Origin of the sequence: Geodermatophilus sabuli (genome assembly GCF_010686765.1) — a bacterium.
Taxonomy (GTDB): domain Bacteria; phylum Actinomycetota; class Actinomycetes; order Mycobacteriales; family Geodermatophilaceae; genus Geodermatophilus; species Geodermatophilus sabuli_A.
On the sequence record NZ_JAAGWF010000007.1, the window covers coordinates 202,384 to 220,621 of the forward strand.

The 18,238-nt window shown below is 75.1% G+C and carries 17 protein-coding genes; 8 read left to right on the forward strand and 9 right to left on the reverse strand.

Features of this window, described 5'->3' with window-relative positions:
* Positions 1-17 precede the first annotated feature (17 nt).
* Positions 18-338, reverse strand: a complete 321-nt coding sequence (locus tag GCU56_RS05935; RefSeq protein ID WP_163480586.1) for a hypothetical protein — start codon at positions 336-338, stop codon at positions 18-20.
* Positions 339-435: 97 nt separating this feature from the next.
* Here GCU56_RS05935 and GCU56_RS05940 point away from each other — a divergent pair, with 97 nt between their 5' ends.
* On the forward strand, positions 436-2,424 hold the full coding sequence (locus tag GCU56_RS05940; protein WP_163480587.1) for a methylmalonyl-CoA mutase family protein: 1,989 nt from the start codon (positions 436-438) through the stop codon (positions 2,422-2,424).
* Positions 2,425-2,493: 69 nt separating this feature from the next.
* On the opposite strand, the gene GCU56_RS05945 is transcribed toward GCU56_RS05940, so the two are convergent.
* Complete coding sequence (locus GCU56_RS05945; RefSeq protein ID WP_163480588.1) at positions 2,494-3,522, reverse strand: Gfo/Idh/MocA family protein; 1,029 nt, start codon at positions 3,520-3,522, stop codon at positions 2,494-2,496.
* Between the two features lie 85 nt (positions 3,523-3,607).
* On the opposite strand from GCU56_RS05945, the gene GCU56_RS05950 reads away from it, so the two are divergent.
* Together GCU56_RS05950 and GCU56_RS05955 are read left to right on the forward strand one after the other, a co-directional pair.
* Positions 3,608-4,381 (forward strand): enoyl-CoA hydratase-related protein, encoded by a 774-nt coding sequence (locus tag GCU56_RS05950; RefSeq protein ID WP_163480589.1) that lies wholly within the window; start codon positions 3,608-3,610, stop codon positions 4,379-4,381.
* A gap of 238 nt (positions 4,382-4,619) precedes the next feature.
* Complete coding sequence (locus GCU56_RS05955) at positions 4,620-5,978, forward strand: cation:dicarboxylate symporter family transporter (RefSeq protein ID WP_163480590.1); 1,359 nt, start codon at positions 4,620-4,622, stop codon at positions 5,976-5,978.
* 100 nt (positions 5,979-6,078) lie between these two features.
* On the opposite strand, the gene GCU56_RS05960 is transcribed toward GCU56_RS05955, so the two are convergent.
* Positions 6,079-6,939 carry a hypothetical protein gene (locus tag GCU56_RS05960; protein ID WP_163480591.1) on the reverse strand — a complete coding sequence of 287 codons (861 nt, stop codon included), beginning with the start codon at positions 6,937-6,939 and terminating at the stop codon, positions 6,079-6,081.
* Positions 6,940-7,018: 79 nt separating this feature from the next.
* On the opposite strand from GCU56_RS05960, the gene nucS reads away from it, so the two are divergent.
* The 3 genes from nucS (at position 7,019) to GCU56_RS05975 (ending at position 9,914) form a co-directional block, all read left to right on the forward strand.
* Positions 7,019-7,690: an endonuclease NucS gene (nucS, locus tag GCU56_RS05965; RefSeq protein ID WP_163480592.1), complete on the forward strand. Its 672-nt coding sequence runs from the start codon at positions 7,019-7,021 to the stop codon at positions 7,688-7,690.
* A 131-nt stretch (positions 7,691-7,821) separates the two neighbouring features.
* A complete protein-coding gene (locus GCU56_RS05970) occupies positions 7,822-9,603 on the forward strand; it encodes a 3-hydroxybutyryl-CoA dehydrogenase (protein ID WP_163480593.1) in 1,782 nt (593 codons plus the stop codon).
* A 101-nt stretch (positions 9,604-9,704) separates the two neighbouring features.
* The gene (locus GCU56_RS05975; RefSeq protein WP_345771666.1) at positions 9,705-9,914 is read left to right on the forward strand and encodes a hypothetical protein; all 210 of its coding nucleotides are present in this window, start codon (positions 9,705-9,707) and stop codon (positions 9,912-9,914) included.
* Positions 9,915-9,977: 63 nt separating this feature from the next.
* On the opposite strand, the gene GCU56_RS05980 is transcribed toward GCU56_RS05975, so the two are convergent.
* The 6 genes from GCU56_RS05980 to mce form a co-directional block, all read right to left on the reverse strand.
* Positions 9,978-10,610, reverse strand: a complete 633-nt coding sequence (locus GCU56_RS05980; protein ID WP_163480594.1) for a class F sortase — start codon at positions 10,608-10,610, stop codon at positions 9,978-9,980.
* An 18-nt stretch (positions 10,611-10,628) separates the two neighbouring features.
* Positions 10,629-11,462 carry a DUF4397 domain-containing protein gene (locus GCU56_RS05985; protein WP_163480759.1) on the reverse strand — a complete coding sequence of 278 codons (834 nt, stop codon included), beginning with the start codon at positions 11,460-11,462 and terminating at the stop codon, positions 10,629-10,631.
* Between the two features lie 91 nt (positions 11,463-11,553).
* Complete coding sequence (locus GCU56_RS05990; protein ID WP_163480595.1) at positions 11,554-12,387, reverse strand: hypothetical protein; 834 nt, start codon at positions 12,385-12,387, stop codon at positions 11,554-11,556.
* Between the two features lie 108 nt (positions 12,388-12,495).
* Positions 12,496-13,812: a hypothetical protein gene (locus GCU56_RS05995; RefSeq protein ID WP_163480596.1), complete on the reverse strand. Its 1,317-nt coding sequence runs from the start codon at positions 13,810-13,812 to the stop codon at positions 12,496-12,498.
* A gap of 171 nt (positions 13,813-13,983) precedes the next feature.
* Positions 13,984-15,315: a crotonyl-CoA carboxylase/reductase gene (gene ccrA / locus GCU56_RS06000; RefSeq protein WP_163480597.1), complete on the reverse strand. Its 1,332-nt coding sequence runs from the start codon at positions 15,313-15,315 to the stop codon at positions 13,984-13,986.
* Positions 15,316-15,371: 56 nt separating this feature from the next.
* Positions 15,372-15,839 carry a methylmalonyl-CoA epimerase gene (gene mce, locus GCU56_RS06005; RefSeq protein ID WP_163480598.1) on the reverse strand — a complete coding sequence of 156 codons (468 nt, stop codon included), beginning with the start codon at positions 15,837-15,839 and terminating at the stop codon, positions 15,372-15,374.
* Positions 15,840-16,035: 196 nt separating this feature from the next.
* On the opposite strand from mce, the gene GCU56_RS06010 reads away from it, so the two are divergent.
* Positions 16,036-17,226 (forward strand): acetyl-CoA C-acetyltransferase, encoded by a 1,191-nt coding sequence (locus GCU56_RS06010; protein ID WP_163480599.1) that lies wholly within the window; start codon positions 16,036-16,038, stop codon positions 17,224-17,226.
* A gap of 4 nt (positions 17,227-17,230) precedes the next feature.
* Positions 17,231-18,223: a methylmalonyl Co-A mutase-associated GTPase MeaB gene (meaB, locus tag GCU56_RS06015; RefSeq protein WP_345771667.1), complete on the forward strand. Its 993-nt coding sequence runs from the start codon at positions 17,231-17,233 to the stop codon at positions 18,221-18,223.
* Positions 18,224-18,238 lie beyond the last annotated feature (15 nt).

Genomic DNA, 18,238 nt, shown 5'->3' on the forward strand with positions numbered 1-18,238 from the left:
CTCGATCGGAGCGCTCCTCAGTTGGCCGGGAAGGAGGACGCGAGCCGGCGGGCCCGCTCGGCGTCCTCGGGGAACACCAGCACGTCGGCGCGGTGCGGGGCCGGGAAGCGGATCGTCGACCGGATGCCGGCGTCGGAGAGCACGGCCCGGAGCGCCAGAGCCGACTCCCGCCGGGACAGGGTGGCGACCCGGGTCAGCAGGCCGTCGTCCACCGGGGGGTGGCTGCGCTCGTCGGAGGCGAAGGCCCAGCGCAGGAAGAGGATGAGCAGCCCGAGGGCGAGGAAGGCGATGCTCGGGCCCACCAGGAAGTGCAGGTCGCTGCCCGCTCCGATCGGCATCGGTGTCCTCCTCCCGCGCGCCCCTGCGAGTGTGCCACCGGCGACTGCGGCGGGCGCCGGGGCTACTGGCCGGTAACGGCACCTACACTCCGCGGACATGCCGTTCCCGTCGTCACCGGAGCGCGATCGTCCCTGGGTGATGCGCACCTACGCCGGACACTCCTCGCCGGCCGAGTCCAACGCCCTCTACCGCCGCAACCTGGCCAAGGGCCAGACGGGACTCTCGGTGGCCTTCGACCTGCCGACGCAGACCGGCTACGACCCCGACGACGAGCTGGCGGTCGGCGAGGTCGGCAAGGTCGGCGTCCCGGTCACGCACCTCGGCGACATGCGGGCACTGTTCGACGGCATCCCGCTCGACGAGATGAACACGTCGATGACGATCAACGCGACGGCGATGTGGCTGCTCGCGCTCTACCAGGTCGTCGCGGAGGAGAACGGGCACGACGTCGCGGCGCTGGCCGGGACGACGCAGAACGACATCATCAAGGAGTACCTCTCGCGCGGGACGTACGTCTTCCCGCCCGGGCCGTCGATGCGGCTGGTCACCGACATGGTCGCCTACACGGTCACCGCCCTGCCGCGGTGGAACCCGGTGAACATCTGCAGCTACCACCTGCAGGAGGCGGGGGCGACGCCGGTGCAGGAGATCGCCTACGCCATGTGCACCGCGATCGCGGTGCTGGACTCGGTCCGGGACTCCGGGCAGGTGCCGCCGGAGCGCTTCGGCGAGGTCGTCGCGCGCATCTCCTTCTTCGTCAACGCGGGCGTCCGCTTCGTCGAGGAGATGTGCAAGATGCGCGCCTTCACCCAGCTGTGGGACGAGCTGACCGAGGAGCGCTACGGCGTCCAGGACCCCACGCTCCGCCGGTTCCGCTACGGCGTCCAGGTCAACTCCCTCGGCCTGACCGAGGCGCAGCCGGAGAACAACGTCGCGCGCATCGTCCTGGAGATGCTCGCCGTCACCCTCTCCCGCGACGCCCGCGCCCGCGCCGTGCAGCTGCCGGCCTGGAACGAGGCGCTCGGGCTGCCGCGCCCCTGGGACCAGCAGTGGTCGCTGCGCCTGCAGCAGGTGCTGGCCCACGAGACCGACCTGCTGGAGTACGAGGACCTGTTCACCGGGTCGGTCGTGGTGGAGCAGCAGGTCGCCGAGCTGGTCGCGGGTGCCCGCGCGGAGATCGCGCGGGTGGAGGAGATGGGCGGCGCGGTGGCGGCCGTCGAGTCCGGCTACATGAAGGGTCAGCTGGTCGGCTCGCTGGCGCAGCGCCGCCGGCGGATCGAGAGCGGGGAGGACGTCGTCGTCGGCGTCAACCGGTTCCAGACCACGGAGCCCAGCCCGCTCACCGCCGACCTCGACGGGGCGATCACGGTGGTCGACCCCGCGGTGGAGGCGGCGGCCTGCGCGGCGGTGCGGACGTGGCGGGACCGCCGCGACCCCGAGCCGGTGCGGGCCGCGCTCGACGCGCTGCGGACGGCCGCCGCCGGCGACGCCAACCTCATGGCCGCCACCCTCGACTGCGCCCGGGCCGGGGTGACGACGGGGGAGTGGGCCGGCGTCCTGCGCGCGGTGTTCGGCGAGTACCGGGCGCCGACCGGGGTCGCGGCCGCCTCCGCCGGTCCGGCCGACGCGACGCTCGCCGAGGTGCGGGAACGCGTGCGGGCCACCGGTGCGGAGCTGGGCCGGCGGCTGCGCCTGCTGGTCGGGAAGCCGGGCCTCGACGGGCACTCCAACGGTGCCGAGCAGATCGCCGTCCGCGCCCGGGACGCCGGCTTCGAGGTCGTCTACCAGGGCATCCGGCTCACACCGGCGCAGATCGTGTCCGCCGCGGTCGAGGAGGACGTGCACGTCGTCGGCCTGTCGGTGCTGTCGGGGTCGCACCTGCAGGTCGTGCCGGCGGTGCTCCGGGGGCTGCGCGCGGCCGGGCTGGACGACGTCCCGGTGGTGGTGGGCGGGATCGTGCCCGACGCCGATGCCCGGCTGCTGCGCGAGCAGGGGGTGGCCCGGGTCTTCACGCCCAAGGACTTCGGCCTGACCGACATCATGGGCCAGATCGTCGACGTCGTCCGCGCCGCCAACGGTCTGTAGGAGGACCTCCCCGCCCCCCACGCCTCGCCAGCTCGGCGCGGGCCCCTGCGGGCAGGCCGCTCCAGCACGTCACGGGAGCCGGACGACGACGCCCTCGGTGGCGCTGCGGCGGGCGGCGTCGAGGACGGTGGCGGTGGCGACGGCGTCCTGCGGGTCGACCGGCACCGGGCCCAGCCCGCGGACGGCGGCGGCGAACGCGGGGTAGAAGGTGTCCCAGCGGCCGCGCTCGGACGGCACCGTCCCGCCGTCGTCCCCGCGCAGGAGCCGCCCCCAGCGGTGCTCGGGCTCGGCGCCCCACCGGTCGCCCTCGGTGGCCGGCGTCCGCCGGGCGAGCAGCGCGTCCTCCTGGCCGTCCATCGGGCCGTCCACGACGTAGCTGCCCTCGCTGCCGGTGACCCGGAACCGCAGGCCCGGGGCGCCCTCGCTCCAGCCGCCGTACAGGTGGGAGTGTGCGCCGCCGGCGTGGGAGAGGGCCACGAAGACGTCGTCGTCCAGGCCGCCGGCGCGCGGCCGCCACTCCGCGTAGACCGAGGTCGCCGGGCCGAGCAGGACCAGCGCCTGGTCGACCAGGTGGCTGCCGAAGTCCAGCAGGGTGCCCCCGCCCGAGGCCGGCGGGCCGGGTTCGGGCGCCCACCGCTCGAACCGGGACTCCAGTCGCCGCAGCGTGCCCAGCCGGCCCCCGTCGGCCAGTGCCCGGACCGTCCGGAAGTCGGAGTCCCAGCGACGGTTCTGGTACGGCGCCAGCGCCAGGCCGCGCTCCGCCGCCGACCGCACGGAGCCGCGCGCGGCCTCCGCGTCCAGCGCGAACGGCTTGTCGCACACCACGGCGAGGCCCAGGCCCAGCGCCTGCTCGGTCAGGGCGGTGTGGGTGTCCGCCGGGGTCGAGATCGCCACCGCCTCGGCCCCGCCGGCCACGAGCTCCTCGAGCGAGCCGAAGGTGCGCGCACCCGGGTGCTCGCCGGCCACGAGGGCGCGCCGCTCGGGGGAGGAGGTGACCACCCCCAGGAACGCGCACTCCGGGGCGGCGGCCAGCAGGGGCGCGTGGAACCACCGGCCGCCGAAGCCGTATCCCACCAGTCCGAACCGCACGGGCTCCATGCCGGGATCATGCCCCGGGGACCGGGTGCGCGGCGCCCGCGGCCTCTCGTTGCCCGCCCGGGGCCGGTCGTGGTGGAGTCGGGCCATGACTGCAGACGGCGCGCCACGGGTCGAGCGCGACGGCGACGTCGTGACCATCACGATGGTCCGGGCCGCCAGGCGCAACGCGCTCTCGCGGGAACACCTCGGCCAGTTGCTGGCGGCGGTGACCGAGGCGGGCGAGAGCGACGCGGCGGGCATCGTGCTGGCCGCGGAGGGCCCGGTGTTCAGTGCCGGCCACGACTTCGCCGACGTCGCCGGACGGCCGGTGCCCGAGGTCCGCAGCCTGCTGCTGCTGTGCACCGAGCTGATGCAGACCGTGCAGCAGGTGCCCCAGGTGGTGCTCGCCCGGGTGCACGCCCTGGCCACGGCGGCCGGCTGTCAGCTGGTCGCCTCCTGCGACCTCGCGGTGGCGGCCGAGTCGGCCGGGTTCGCCGCCCCGGGCGGCAAGGGCGGCTGGTTCTGCCACACGCCGATGGTCGCCATCGCCCGCAACGTCGGCCGCAAGCGGGCCATGGAGCTGGCGCTGACCGGCGACGTCATCGACGCGGCCACGGCTCTGGACTGGGGGCTGGTCAACCGGGTGGTCCCGGACGCGGAGCTCGACGCGGCCGTCGCCGACCTCATGGCGCGGGCCACCCGCGGCTCGCGGGCCAGCAAGGCGTGGGGCAAGCAGACCATGTACGCCCAGCTCGACCGGCCCGAGCGGGACGCCTACACGACCGCGGTCGAGGTCATGGCCGCCGCGAGCCAGCTCCCGGACGCCCGCGAGGGGATGACCGCGTTCCTGGAGAAGCGGCGTCCGGTCTGGTCCGGATGAGAGAGGACCCGGTCCTCACGCCTCTCGCGCTCGGCGCGAGCCTCCGGACGGGGCCACGGGGGTGAGTCCGGCCACAGGGGGATGACCGTCCCGGCCGGTTGCATTGACCATCCTGTGCAGAACCTGTGGGGGCTCACGCGTCGGCGTGCCCTGGACTTCGGACGGATGACGACCGCCGGCTGTTGACGCCGGCCAGGCTCGTCGTCCCCCTCCGTCCCCCCGAAAGGCCCCCCTCCTCGTGCTCGCCCGTCTCCGCCGCGTCCCGTTCGCGGCGCAGGTCCTCCTCGCCCTCGTGCTGGGCATCGTCCTCGGCCTCGTCGCCCGCGACCTGGGCCCCGTCGTCGACGGGTCGCCCAACTGGCTGACCAGCACCCTCCAGACCATCGGCGGCACCTTCGTCACGCTGCTGAAGGCGCTCGTCCCGGCCCTGATCGTCACCGCCGTCATCGTCAGCATCGCCAACCTCAAGCAGGTCTCCAACGCCGCGCGGCTGGCCGGCCAGACCCTCCTGTGGTTCGCGATCACGGCGCTGATCGCCGTCGCGATCGGCATCGGCCTCGGCCTGCTGACCGAGCCCGGCCGCAACAGCTCCGTCGACGCCGCCGCCCAGCAGGCCCCCGAGAGCACCGGCTCCTGGTTCGACTTCCTCACCGGCATCGTCCCGGGCAACATCTTCGGCCTGCAGGCGTCCGCGGGTGCCGACGGCTCGGTCGGGCTGTCCTTCAACGTGCTGCAGCTGATCGTCATCTCGGCCGCCATCGGCGTCGCGGCGCTCAAGATCGGCGAGCCGGCCGAGCCGTTCGTGGGCTTCGTCCGGTCCGCGCTGGCGATCGTGCAGAAGGTGCTGTGGTGGGTCATCCTGCTCGCGCCGCTGGGCACCGTCGGCCTGATCGGCAACGCCGTGGCCAGCTACGGCTGGGAGTCGCTCAGCTCGCTCGGTGTCTTCGCCGGTGCCGTCTACGTCGGCCTGGCGCTGGTGCTCTTCGTCGTCTACCCGGTGCTGCTCCGGCTGCACGGCCTCTCGCCGCTGCGGTACTTCGCGGGCGCCTGGCCGGCGATCCAGCTGGCCTTCGTCTCGCGGTCCTCGATCGGCACCCTGCCGGTGACCGAGCGGGTGACCGAGCAGAACCTCGGTGTCCCGCGGTCCTACGCGTCCTTCGCCGTCCCGCTGGGCGCGACCACCAAGATGGACGGCTGCGCGGCCATCTACCCGGCGCTGGCCGCGATCTTCGTCGCCCAGTTCTTCGGCGTGGACCTGTCGATCACCGACTACCTGCTGATCGCGCTGGTCTCCGTGATCGGCTCGGCCGCCACCGCCGGGGTCACCGGCGCCGTGGTCATGCTGACCCTGACGCTGTCGACCCTGGGGCTGCCGCTGGCCGGCGTCGGCCTGCTGCTGGCGATCGACCCGATCCTCGACATGGGCCGCACCGCGGTGAACGTCGCGGGCCAGGCGCTGGTCCCGACCATCGTGGCCAAGCGGGAGGGCATCCTGGACGTCGAGCGGTACCGGTCGACCTCCACGATCGACCCGCTGGCCCGCGTCGACGAGCGCGGTGGCGTGGACGCCGACCTGCGTCAGCCGGCCACCGTCTGACGAACACCCCCTGCCCCCGCCGCTCGCGAGCTCGCGGCGGGACCCTGCAGGGGGCGGCCGCGGGCCCGGTCCTCCACCTGGAGGGCCGGGCCCGTCGTCGTCAGGAGCCCAGGTCCGCGCAGCCGGTCTCGTCCGGGAGCAGCGGCCGGAAGGTCAGCGCCCAGCGGCTGCCGTCCCCGGCGACCCAGGGGGTGAGCGTGTTGGCCCCGCCCGCGGCCTGCAGCACCGGCTCCACGTCCGCGCCGCGGGCGGCCACGCAGGAGAGCTCCAGGCGGGCGTCCAGCGGTTCCCCGGGCAGCGCGGGCCCGGGCCAGGGGACGTCGGGCTGCGCCAGCTCGGGGTCGGGCCCCGACGTCCAGGGCCGGACGACGGCGGTGAGGACCTCGGGCCGGTAGCTCTCCGGGCCCTCGGCGCCCAGCGGGTCCTCCGGGGAGGTGAGGACGTCGACCAGCCCCTGCAGCTCGCCCCGCACCGCCAGCTGCTCCGCGCTCAGGCCACCGCCGTCCGGCAGGTCGAAGAGCGCCTGCACCTCGCGCACCGACGTGCCCGCGTCGGTGACCAGGGTGAAGCGGGTCGCGGGGACGTCGGCCACCGGCGGGCTGCCCAGGTCGCCCGTCTCGGCCACGCCGGCGGCCAGCGCCCGGTCCACGACCGTCTGCACCCCGTCGGCGTCCAGCTGCCAGACCAGCACGTTGGGCAGCGCCGGACCCGGGTAGATCGCGATCTGCGGGCCCTCGGCGAGCACCCGCCCGTCGGAGTAGACGCTCACCAGCGGGATCCGGGCGGCCAGCATCTCCGGCGTGACGAAGCCCCCCACGTGCTCGACCTGCAGCACCAGCCGGCCCGGCCCCTCCGGTGGCGGCGCCGGGCGGGTACCGGCGTCCCCGCCTCGCTGCGCGCAGCCGCACAGCACCAGGAGCAGGGCCAGGGCGGCGGGCCGGACGACGCTGGCGACGGTCACGTCCGCCAGGATGCCGCTCGCCGGGCGCTCGTCCCCGGTGCGCGGCCCGACCGTTGCCGGTTCGGTACCGTCGGTCCCCGTGCGCCTGGTCATCGCCCGTTGCTCGGTCGACTACGTCGGTCGGCTCACCGCCCACCTGCCGATGGCCTCCCGGCTGCTGCTGGTCAAGTCCGACGGCTCGGTGTCGGTGCACGCCGACGACCGCGCCTACAAGCCGCTGAACTGGATGAGCCCGCCCTGCTCGCTGCGGGACGAGCTCAGCGACGGCAGCGGCACCTGGACGGTGACCAACAAGACCGGTGAGCAGCTGATCATCACCATCGAGTCGGTGGAGCACGACTCCTCGCACGAGCTGGGTGTGGACCCGGGCCTGCAGAAGGACGGCGTCGAGGCCGAGCTGCAGCGGCTGCTGGCGCTGCACGTCGAGACCTTCGGGGCCGGCTGGTCCCTGGTCCGCCGTGAGTACCCGACCGCGATCGGCCCGGTCGACCTGCTCTGCCGGGACGCCGCCGGCGCGGTGGTCGCGGTGGAGATCAAGCGCCGGGGGGAGATCGACGGCGTGGAGCAGCTCACCCGCTACCTGGAGCTGCTCAACCGCGATCCGCTGCTGGCCCCGGTCCGCGGGGTGTTCGCCGCCCAGGAGATCAAGCCCCAGGCCCGGGTCCTGGCCGGGGACCGCGGCATCGACTGCCTCACCGTGGACTACGCCGTCCTCAAGGGCACCGACGACCCCTCCCAGCGCCTCTTCTGAGAGAGGACCCCTCTGCCCCCCACCCCTCGCAAGCTCGCGGCGGGCTCCTGCAGAGGGGCCGGGCCGCACCGGTGCCGGGCCGCCCGGGTGGGAGACTGCGTGCGATCACCGGACGGCGGAGGAGTGGCAGCGTGGCCAGAGAACTGACCGAGGTCGGCGTCGTGGGGCTGGGCACCATGGGGGCCGGCATCGCCGAGGTGATGGCCCGCGCCGGCCTGTCGGTGACCGCGGTGGACGTCGACGAGGCGGCGGTGGAACGCGGCCGCGGCCACGTCGAGCAGTCCACCGGCAAGGCCCTGGCGCGCGGGAAGCTGGCGGCCGAGGACCGCGACGCCGTCCTCGAGCGGATCCGGTTCAGCACCTCGCTGGAGGACCTCGCGCACGCGGAGCTGGTGGTCGAGGCCGTGCCCGAGCGCATGGAGCTCAAGCGCGAGATCTTCTCCGCCCTCGACAAGATCTGCCCGGCGGACACCATCCTGGCGACCAACACCTCCAGCCTGTCGGTGACCGAGCTGTCGGTCGCCACCGGCCGGCCGAGCAAGGTCATCGGGATGCACTTCTTCAACCCGGCGCCGGTGATGAAGCTGGTCGAGGTCGTGCGCACCGTCGTCACCGAGCCCTCGGTCGTCGAGGACGTCGAGGCCCTGGCCGCGCGGCTGGGCAAGGTGGACGTGACGATCGGCGACAAGGCCGGCTTCATCGCCAACGCGCTGCTGTTCGGCTACCTCAACCACGCCGTCGCGCTGTACGAGAATCGCTACGCCACCCGCGAGGACATCGACGCGGCCATGCGGCTGGGGTGCGGCCTGCCGATGGGCCCCCTGGCGCTCATGGACCTCATCGGCATCGACACCGCCTACGAGATCCTCGACACGATGTACAAGCAGTCGCGCAACCGGCTGCACGCCCCGACGCCGGTCATCAAGCAGATGATGACCGCCGGGCTCCTGGGCCGGAAGACCGGCCGCGGCTTCTACACCTACGCCGGCCGCGACTCCGCCGAGGTGGTCCCCGACGCCGGGACGCCGGCCCCCGGCGGTGCCGCCGAGGGGGCCCGGGACGTGGCGACGGTCGGCGTCGTCGGCTCGGGCACGATGGCCACCGGGATCGTCGAGGTGGTGGCCAAGGGTGGCTACGACGTCCGGTTCGTCGCCCGCTCGGCGGACAAGGTGGCCGCGGTGCACAAGGCGCTGGCGAAGTCGCTGGAGAAGCAGGTGCAGCGCGGCCGGCTCGACGAGGCCGGCCGGGACGAGGTGCTCGCCCGGGTCAGCGGGTCGGCGTCGGTGGAGGACCTCGCCGACCGCGACCTGGTCATCGAGGCGGTGGTCGAGTCGATGCCGGTCAAGGAGGCGCTGTTCTCCAACCTCGGCGAGATCGCCAAGCCCGGCGCGGTGCTGGCCACGACCACCTCCAGCCTGCCGGTCATCGAGTGCGCCCGGGCGAGCGGCCGGCCGGCGGACGTGGTCGGCATGCACTTCTTCAACCCGGCGCAGGTCATGGCGCTGGTGGAGGTCGTGTCCACGATCGCCACCGCGCCCGAGGTCGCCGCGACCGCGCACGCGGTGTCGCTGCGGCTGGGCAAGCACCCCGTCTCCTGCACCGACCGCGCCGGCTTCATCGTCAACGCCCTGCTGTTCCCCTACCTCAACGACGCGGTGAAGATGCTCGAGGCGCACTACGCGACCGCCGACGACATCGACGCGGCGATGAAGGTCGGCTGCGGCTACCCGATGGGGCCCTTCGAGCTGCTCGACGTCGTGGGCCTGGACGTCTCCCTGGCCATCGAACGGGAGCTGTACACCGAGTTCCGGGAGCCCGGCTTCGCGCCGGCGCCGCTGCTCGAGCACCTCGTGACCGCCGGCTACCTGGGCCGCAAGACCGGCCGCGGGTTCCGGGACCACGCCGGTCGCTGACGCCGGTGCCCCGCCGTCGCCCCCGGGGCGGGTCACGTCCCGGCGGGCGTGGCCCCCTGCGGCCTGCCGATCCGGTGGAGGAGGCGGGGGACGGCGACTGGGTGGTCCGCCCCGTCCCGGGCGCCGGCACCGGGAAGACCTACCGGTGCCCGGGGTGCGACCAGGAGATCCGACCGGGGACGCCGCACGTGGTGACCTGGCCCGCCTACGCGCGGGACTCCGACCTCGAGCCCTGGGACACCGGGTCGGCGGCGGACTGGCGACGGCACTGGCACACCGCCTGCTGGCGGGCCCGCGACCGGCGGCGGTGACGGCGAGCCCCGTCCTCCCGAGCCCTCCACGCGCGGGGCGGTGCCCGGGACGGGGCCGGCCACTCAGGTGAGCCGGGCCGTCACCACGACGTTGTCGGTGTAGCTGCGGCGGGAGCGGTCGAAGTCGCCGCCACAGGTGACCAGCCGCAGTTCCGCCCGTGGCGTCGGCCCGTAGACGGCCTCGGTCGGGAAGTCGGCCTTGGGGTACCGGCCGACGTCGGTGACCGTGAACCGGGCCGTCGTCCCGTCGGCGCGGTCGACCAGGACCTCGGCCCCGGGCGTCAGCTCCCCGAGGCGGTGGAAGACCGCCGGCCTGTGCGCGGTGTCGACGTGCCCGGCGATGACCGCGGGTCCGACGTCGCCCGGAGCCGGCCCGCCGGTGAACCAGCCCGCCTGGTCGGGGTCGGCGGGCGGCACCAGGGCACCGGCGGGATCCACGCCCAGGCGCTCGAGCGGATGGTCCACGCCGATCGCCGGCACCCGGACCCGGATCGGCTGGGCCGCACCGGCGGTGTCGACGCTCTCGGTGACCACGGGCAGGGGTGCGGACGTCCCCGCCTCTGCCGCCGGGGGCGCGGACGGGGAGAGCAACAGGACCCCGCCGGCGACCAGGCCGGCCCCGGCCAGCGACCCGAGGGTGGCCGGCCGGCGCCGGCGGCGGGGCGCGTGGTGGCTGGGCAGCCGGTGCCGGCTCACCGGCGGCTCACCGACGGCTCACCGACGGCCCGGCCGCGACCGGTGCCGGCCCACGCCCAGCCCGAGGGCGGCACCCACCAGCAGGGTCGCACCGACGGCCACCGGCCCGGCGGCCGGACGGCCCGCAGTACCGCCTCCACCGGCGTCCACGCCGCCGCTGGGCACGATCGCGGCGCCGGCGGCGTCCAGCACCGGTCGCACCGTCAGGCCGCCCTCCGGGCGGTCGAGGACCAGCACGGTGTACACCGCGCCGGCCCGCAGGTCGACCGGCACCTCGGTCGGTGCACTCCCGGCGGTCAGCTGCAGCGTCGTCGACCCGGCGGGCACGGTGACGTACTCCCCGGCCGCCGCGAACTGCAGGCCCTCGGCCAGCTGCCCACCCCCGGCGACCGAGACGTCCAGGGTCGGCGCGCCGGCGGCCGCGGCGACCACCCGGACCCGGGCGGAACCCGTCGGCGGCGGGGTGAGGTCGTCGTCGAGGACGGCGAGCCCGAGGTCGGCCATCCGTCCCACCCCGGCGACGGTCCGGGCGGTGCCCGCCGCCACCTCGACGGTCGTGGACAGCACCGGGGGACTGGTGGGCTCGGCGCCGGCCGTGCGCATGCTCACCGCGTAGACGCCCGGTGGTACGTCCTGGTAGTCGGAGATGGTCCCGTAGCCGACGCCCGGCAGGGTCAGCAGCGCGGCTCCCGCGGTGGGGTCGGAGACCGAGTCGACGTAGACGTCGACCGCCGGGGTGTCCGGTGACAGGTGCACCAGGCGGAGCAGGCCGCTCTCGGCTGCTGCGGCGGTGGGCATGCCGGCCAGCAGGAGCCCGGCGCCGAGCAGGACGACGCCCAGCGCGCGGGCCATCCGTTGCACGATTCTCCTCCATGCGATCGAGGTGGGACCGACCTGTCCCGCCCCATCCCCGCACTCTGCGCCCGCGCTGTCCAACCGAGGGTCACGGTCCCGGGGCCGACACCACGGCATCCGGGTCAGCGGCGTACCGGTGGCTGATCACGACGCCGTCGGCGGTGACCGTGACCCCGTCGGGCGCGAACGGCGGCAGTTGGGCGTCCAGCCAGGTCAGGAGCGTGTCGGTGCCCTCGGCGCCGGTGCCGACGGGGGCTCCGCCGAAGGAGTCGAGCAGGACGCTGCGGGCCGGGAGTCCGTCGGTGCCCGACACGCCCGGGAACGCCGCCACGCCGACACCCTGCTGCGCCCCCAGCGCCGCGAGGAGCATCAGCAGCCGCGCATCGACCTCGGCGCCCTCCAGCACCGCTGCCGCCGGCGCATCCACCCGGACCGTCGGGTTGGCGAGCAGGGCTGCGGCCAGGCTGCGTCGGCGGTCGAGCTGCGCCGGGGTCGGGACGCCGGGGGAGGAGTCGACCACCAGCAGGTCCCCGAAGCGGGCGAGCACCCGGGCGCCGGGCGGAGGAACCCCGGTCGTCACCTCGAGGAGGACGTCGTCGGGGCCGGTGGGGCCCGTCGTCGTGACGAGCTCCTCCGGTGCGCCGGCGGCCACCAGGTCGGCGCGGACGTCCGCGGCGGCCTCCAGGCGGGCGCCGGTCGGGAGCTCCTGCGCCGCCCAGGCCAGCAGGTCGGCCGATGCCTGGTCGGCGGCGCCGGTCGCGGCGACGCCGGCCGGCGCGGGGGGAGCGGACCCGGGCTGGCCGGTCAGCAGGAGCGCCACGGTCGTCGCCACGGCGACGACGAGGGCGGCGGCGCCCCATCCGAGGAGGCGGCGACGCCCGGCCGCGAGGTGACGAGGACGACGGGCGTGGCGGGCGGGCACCGCACCTCCGTCCCCCGTCTGCCGTGGGCGGGACGGCCGGGGGAGACCCGGCTACGTCCCGCGGACCGTCCGCTGGTGCCCGGACTCGCGGACCTGGTACCGCGGCGGTCAGCGGCGCCCAGGGGAGACCGACTGGCCGTCGGTGTCGGTGCGATCGGTCCCGGCTGGCTGGGCGGCCACCGGCTGGACCAGCGTCGGCGGACCGAGCACCGGCGGGGCCGCGGCCTGCTCGGCGGAGACCGGGCGGATCACCTGGGTCTGCTGGGGCGAGGGCTGCCGCACCAGCGGCTGCTCGCCGCTGACCGGGGTGACGGCCGGCTGCGTCGGCGGGGCCGGGGGACGCGTGGGCTGCCGGGCCGCGGCCGCCTCGCCGTTCCCGGCGCTCGGCGACTCCACCGGCCGGGACACCGCGGGCTGCGGCGCGGTGCTCGTGCGGATCGCCGGCTGCTGCGCCGTCGGGGGACCGACCTGGTGGGGCTCGGGATGACCCGGCTGGGCCTGCGCCGGCGGGGTCGGGTTGCCGTGCCGCGGCGAGGGCTGCGGCCGCGGTGGCGAGCCCTGCTGCGCGCCCTGGGCCGAGGACGCCGGCGGCTGACCGGGGACGGCGGGCCGCGACTCGGGCCGCCGGTCACCGAGGTCGGGCAGCTGCTCGAGCACGCGGCGCGCCTCGACCAGCCGGCCGGTCAGCTCGTCGCGGACCGCCCGGACGGCGGCCGCGGCGGCCTCCGCCTCGCCGACCACCTGCGCGGCGTGCTTCTCGGCCGCGGCGATCCGCTGCCGTGCCGCCTCCGCCGAGGTGCGGTCACGCTCCTCGTCGATGCGGGCCGCCTCCTGCCGGCGGGAGCGCTGGGCGAGCTCGAAGTCCTCCTCGACCTTCGCGCGCCGCGCCTGGGACTCCGCGTCGAGCCGGGCCGCCTTCTCCTGCGCCTTGCTGACCAGCTCGTCGGCGCGGATCTGCGCCTTGCTGGCGATCTGCTCGGCGCTCTGGCGGGCCTCGGCGATCATGCGCTCGACCTCGGCCTGCCCGGCGGCGTGCCGCTCGAGCATGGCCCGCTCCTCCGCGGCGGTCTGCTCGCGCAGCGCCGCGGCCTCCCGCTCGGCGCTCTGCCGGATGTCGGCGGCCTCCTCCTCGGCCAGCCGGAGCATGTGCGAGATGCGCTCGCTCATGTTCTCGAAGGTGGCCGGCCCGGCCGACGCCGCCTTGCGCCGGAGGGACTCGATCTCCGCGTGCATGCTCGAGAGCTGGCCGGCGAGGTCGGTCGACCGGTTCGCCGCGGCGTCCCGATCGGCGAGGGCGACACGGATGTCGGCTTCCAGGCGTTCGATCGTCTCGGCCACCTGGTGCCGGTCGTAGCCCCGGAGCACGACGTCGAACGAGTGCTGGGCCTCGCGCATCGGGATCAGGTCGCGGCGGGCATCGCTCATGCGGTCATCCTCGCAGAGTCGGCGGCGTGGGTCCGGCGGGTCACCAGCGCCCTCCCTGCAGGGTGCCAGCCCGTCCGGGGGGAGCGCCACGTCCCGCGCCACCTGCGTCCGTCCGCCGCAGCCGGCAGCCGGCGCGGACGGTGATGGCCTCCCGCGAGCGGACCGGCGTGGCTACACGCCACGGAAGCGGTTGATCGCCGTGAGGTGACGTGCGCGCTTCTCGGCGTCCCGGACGCCGAGCCCCTCCTCGGGCGCCAGGGTGAGCACGCCGACCTTGCCCTGGTGCAGGTTGCGGTGCACGTCATAGGCGGCCTGCCCGACGTCGGCCATCGGGTAGACCTTGGACAGGGTCGGGTGGACGAGCCCCCGGTCGATGAGCCGGTTGGCCTCCCACGCCTCCTTGTAGTTGGCGAAGTGCGAGCCGATGATCCGCTTGAGGTTCATCCACAGGTAGCGGTTGTCGTAGGTGTGCTGGAACCCGCTGGTCGAGGCGCAGGTCACGATCGTGCCGCCGCGCTTGGCCACGTAGACGCTGGCGCCGAAGGTCTCCCGGCCGGGGTGCTCGAAGACGATGTCGGCGTCGTCCCCGCCGGTGAGCTCGCGGATCCGCTTGCCCAGGCGCTGCCACTCCCGCGGGTCCTGGGTGTGCTCGTCCGACCAGAACGCGTAGCCCTCCGCGGAGCGGTCGATGACCAGCTCGGCGCCCATGGTGCGCACGATGGCGGCCTTCTCCGGGCTGCTGACCACGCAGACCGGGATCGCTCCGCCGTTGAGGGCCATCTGGGTCGCGTAGGAGCCGAGTCCTCCGGAGGCGCCCCAGATGAGGACGACGTCCCCCTGCTTCATGTTCGCGCCGTTGGGGCTGACCAGCTGCCGGTAGGCGGTGGAGTTGACCAGCCCGGGAGCGGCCGCCTCCTCCCAGGTCAGGTGCGCCGGCTTGGGCATCAGCTGGTTGCTCTTGACCAGGGCCAGCTCGGCCAGGCCGCCGAAGTTCGTCTCGAAGCCCCAGATCCGCTGCTGCGGGTCGAGCATCGTGTCGTCGTGGCCGGCCGGGTCCTCGAGCTCCACCGACAGGCAGTGCGCGACGACCTCGTCCCCGGGCTTCCACCTGTTGACCCCCGACCCGACGCGCAGGACGACGCCGGCCAGGTCGGACCCCACCACGTGGTAGGGCAGGTCGTGCCGGCGGGCCAAGTCGTGCAGCCGGCCGTAGCGCTCCAGGAAGCCGAAGGTCGACACCGGCTCGAAGATCGACGTCCAGACGGTGTTGTAGTTGACCGAGGAGGCCATCACCGCGACCAGCGCCTCGCCCGGGCCGAGCTCCGGGGTGGGCACCTCCTCGACGTGCAGCGACTTCCGCGGGTCCTTGTCCCGCGTGGGCAGCCCGGCGAACAGGTCCTGCTCGTCCTTGCGCACCAGCACCGCCCGGTAGGACGCCGGGGTCGGCAGTCCTCCGATCGCGTCCAGCTCGTCGGCGAGGATGGCGTCCCTGATCTCGAACACGTGCGTCTCCCGGGTCGTCGTCGGCGAGCAGGCTGTGTGGGTCGGCGCCGTGCGGCTCAGTGCGGCGCGGCGGCGGGCTCGACCAGCTCGACGAGCACCCCGCCGGCGTCCTTGGGGTGCACGAAGTTGACCCGGCTCCCGGCCGTGCCCCGCCGCGGGGTGTCGTAGAGCAGTCGCAGGCCGCGCTCCCGCAGTGTCGCGCTCACCGCCTCGACGTCGGCCACCCGGAAGGCCAGCTGCTGCAGGCCCGGGCCGGAGCGGCCGATGAACTTGGCGATCGTCGACTCGGGGGTCAGCGGGGCGAGCAGCTGGATGCGGGTGCCGCCGTCGCCGACCGCCAGCATCGCCTCGTGCACCCCCTGCTCCTCGTTGACCTCCTCGTGCACGGAGGTGATCCCGAAGGCCAGCTCGTAGAACGCGATCGCCTCCCGGAGGTCCGGGACGGCGATGCCCACGTGGTCGATGGTGGTGAACAGCTCGGCGGGCAGGCCGGTGCCCGCGGCGCTCGGGTCGGGGGTGGTCACGGCGGCATCCTCCCGAAGAGACGTCCAGGACGACAGCTCCCTGTGTCACGAGTCACGTCGGCCCCCGGGGTCGCCGATCGGGGCCGCACCGGGGCCGCGGCGTCCTATCCTGGGCGGAGCCCGGCGACCGCGTGCTCCGCGCGGTCGCCCGAGAAACCGGCCGCCTCCGACGGCGGCCTGCGCACTGGAGGCACCCATGCCCCGTTCGGTCATCGTCAGCGGCGCCCGCACCCCCATGGGCCGGCTGCTGGGGTCGCTCAAGGACTTCTCCGCTGCCGAGCTCGGCGGGGTCGCCATCAAGGCGGCGCTGGAGCGGGCCGGCATCGCCGGGGACCAGGTCGACTACGTGATCATGGGTCAGGTGCTCCAGGCCGGGGCGGGCCAGAACCCGGCCCGGCCCGCCGCGGTCGCGGGTGGCATCCCGATGTCGGTGCCCTCGCTGACGCTCAACAAGGTCTGCCTGTCGGGCATCGACGCGATCGCCCTGGCCGACCAGCTCATCCGCGCCGGCGAGTTCGACGTCGTCGTCGCCGGTGGCATGGAGTCGATGACCCAGGCACCGCACCTGCTCGCCGGCTCCCGCACGGGCACCAAGTACGGCGACACGGCGCTCCTGGACTCGATGGCCCACGACGGCCTGTCGGACACCTTCGACCAGGTGGCCATGGGCGTCCTCACCGAGCAGGCCAACAGCCGCTACGACCTCACCCGCGCCGAGCAGGACGCCTTCGCCGCCGCCAGCCACCAGAAGGCCGCCGCCGCGCAGAAGAACGGCCTGTTCGACGACGAGATCACCCCCGTCGTCATCCCGCAGCGCAAGGGCGACCCGATCGAGTTCCGCGAGGACGAGGGCATCCGCGCCGACACGACGGCCGACAGCCTGTCCAAGCTGAAGCCGGCCTTCGCGCCGGACGGCACGATCACCGCGGGCTCCGCGTCGCAGATCTCCGACGGCGCCTGCGCGGTGGTCGTCATGAGTGCCAAGAAGGCCGCCGAGCTGGGGCTGACCCCGATCGCGGAGATCGGCGCGCACGGCGTGGTCGCCGGCCCCGACGCGACGCTGCAGAGCCAGCCGTCGCGGGCGATCGCGAAGGCGTGCGCGCGGGAGGGCATCGACCCCGCCGACCTCGACCTGGTCGAGCTCAACGAGGCCTTCGCCGCGGTCGGCATCGTCTCGACCCGCGAGCTGGGCATCGACCCGGAGAAGGTGAACCCGAACGGCGGCGCGATCGCCCTGGGCCATCCGATCGGCATGAGCGGCGCCCGGATCGTGCTGCACCTCGCCCTCGAGCTGGGCCGCCGTGGCGGTGGGGTCGGCGCCGCGGCGCTCTGCGGTGGTGGCGGTCAGGGTGACGCGCTGGTCCTGCACGTGCCCGCGCGCTCCTGAGCCGGTGACCGACGTCCCCGGCGGGACGGCGGTGCGGGGCCGTCGCGCGGTCGGCGTCCCCGAGCTGGTGGCCGGCGCCCGGGACGGCGACGCCCGGTCGGTCGCCCGGCTGATCTCGCTGGTCGAGGACGGCGGCCCGGCGGTCCGCGAGGTGGCCGCCGCGCTGGCGCCGCACGCCGGACGCGCACACGTCGTCGGCCTGACCGGTCCGCCCGGGGTGGGCAAGTCCACCACCACGACCGCGCTGGTGCGCGCCCACCGGCGGGCCGGGCGGCGGGTCGGCGTCCTCGCCGTCGACCCCTCCTCGCCGTTCTCCGGCGGGGCGCTGCTCGGGGACCGGGTGCGGATGGGCGACCACGCCGGCGACCCCGGTGTCTACATCCGGTCGATGGCCACCCGCGGGCACCTGGGCGGGCTGGCCTGGGGCACCCCGCAGGCGCTGCGCGTCCTCGACGCCGCCGGCTGCGACGTCGTCCTGGTCGAGACCGTGGGCGTCGGGCAGTCGGAGCTGGAGATCGCCTCGCTCGCCGACACGACGCTCGTGCTGCTCGCGCCCGGGATGGGGGACGGCGTCCAGGCGGCCAAGGCCGGGATCCTGGAGGTCGCCGACGTGCTCGTGGTGAACCAGGCCGACCGGGACGGCGCCGACCGGACGGTGCGCGACCTGCGGGCGATGACCGCCCTGGGCGGGCGGGGCGACGGCGCGTGGCGGCCGCCGATCTGCGCGACGGTGGCCGTGCGCGAGGCCGACAACGGCATCGACGTCGTCCTGGAGGCGACCGCCGCGCACCGCCGGTGGCTGGACGCCTCGGGCGAGGGGCACCGCCGCCGCACCGGACGGGCGGCCCGCGAGATCGAGGCCATCGCCCTCACCGGCCTGCGCGAGCGCATGGCCGCCGTCCGCGGCTCCGCGGCCCTGCACGCCCTGGCTCAGCGGGTGGCCGCCGGGGCGACCGACCCCTTCAGCGCGGCCGACGCGCTCCTCGCGCAGGTCTGAGCCGCGACGGGCACG

Excerpts from the sequence above, each read along its gene's own strand:
- GCU56_RS05935 (WP_163480586.1), bottom strand. The coding sequence starts at position 338 with ATGCCGATCGGAGCGGGCAGCGACCTGCACTTCCTGGTGGGCCCGAGC.
- GCU56_RS05940 (WP_163480587.1), top strand. The coding sequence starts at position 436 with ATGCCGTTCCCGTCGTCACCGGAGCGCGATCGTCCCTGGGTGATGCGC.
- GCU56_RS05945 (WP_163480588.1), bottom strand. The coding sequence starts at position 3,522 with ATGGAGCCCGTGCGGTTCGGACTGGTGGGATACGGCTTCGGCGGCCGG.
- GCU56_RS05950 (WP_163480589.1), top strand. The coding sequence starts at position 3,608 with ATGACTGCAGACGGCGCGCCACGGGTCGAGCGCGACGGCGACGTCGTG.
- GCU56_RS05985 (WP_163480759.1), bottom strand. The coding sequence starts at position 11,462 with ATGGCCCGCGCGCTGGGCGTCGTCCTGCTCGGCGCCGGGCTCCTGCTG.
- GCU56_RS05995 (WP_163480596.1), bottom strand. The coding sequence starts at position 13,812 with ATGAGCGATGCCCGCCGCGACCTGATCCCGATGCGCGAGGCCCAGCAC.
- GCU56_RS06010 (WP_163480599.1), top strand. The coding sequence starts at position 16,036 with ATGCCCCGTTCGGTCATCGTCAGCGGCGCCCGCACCCCCATGGGCCGG.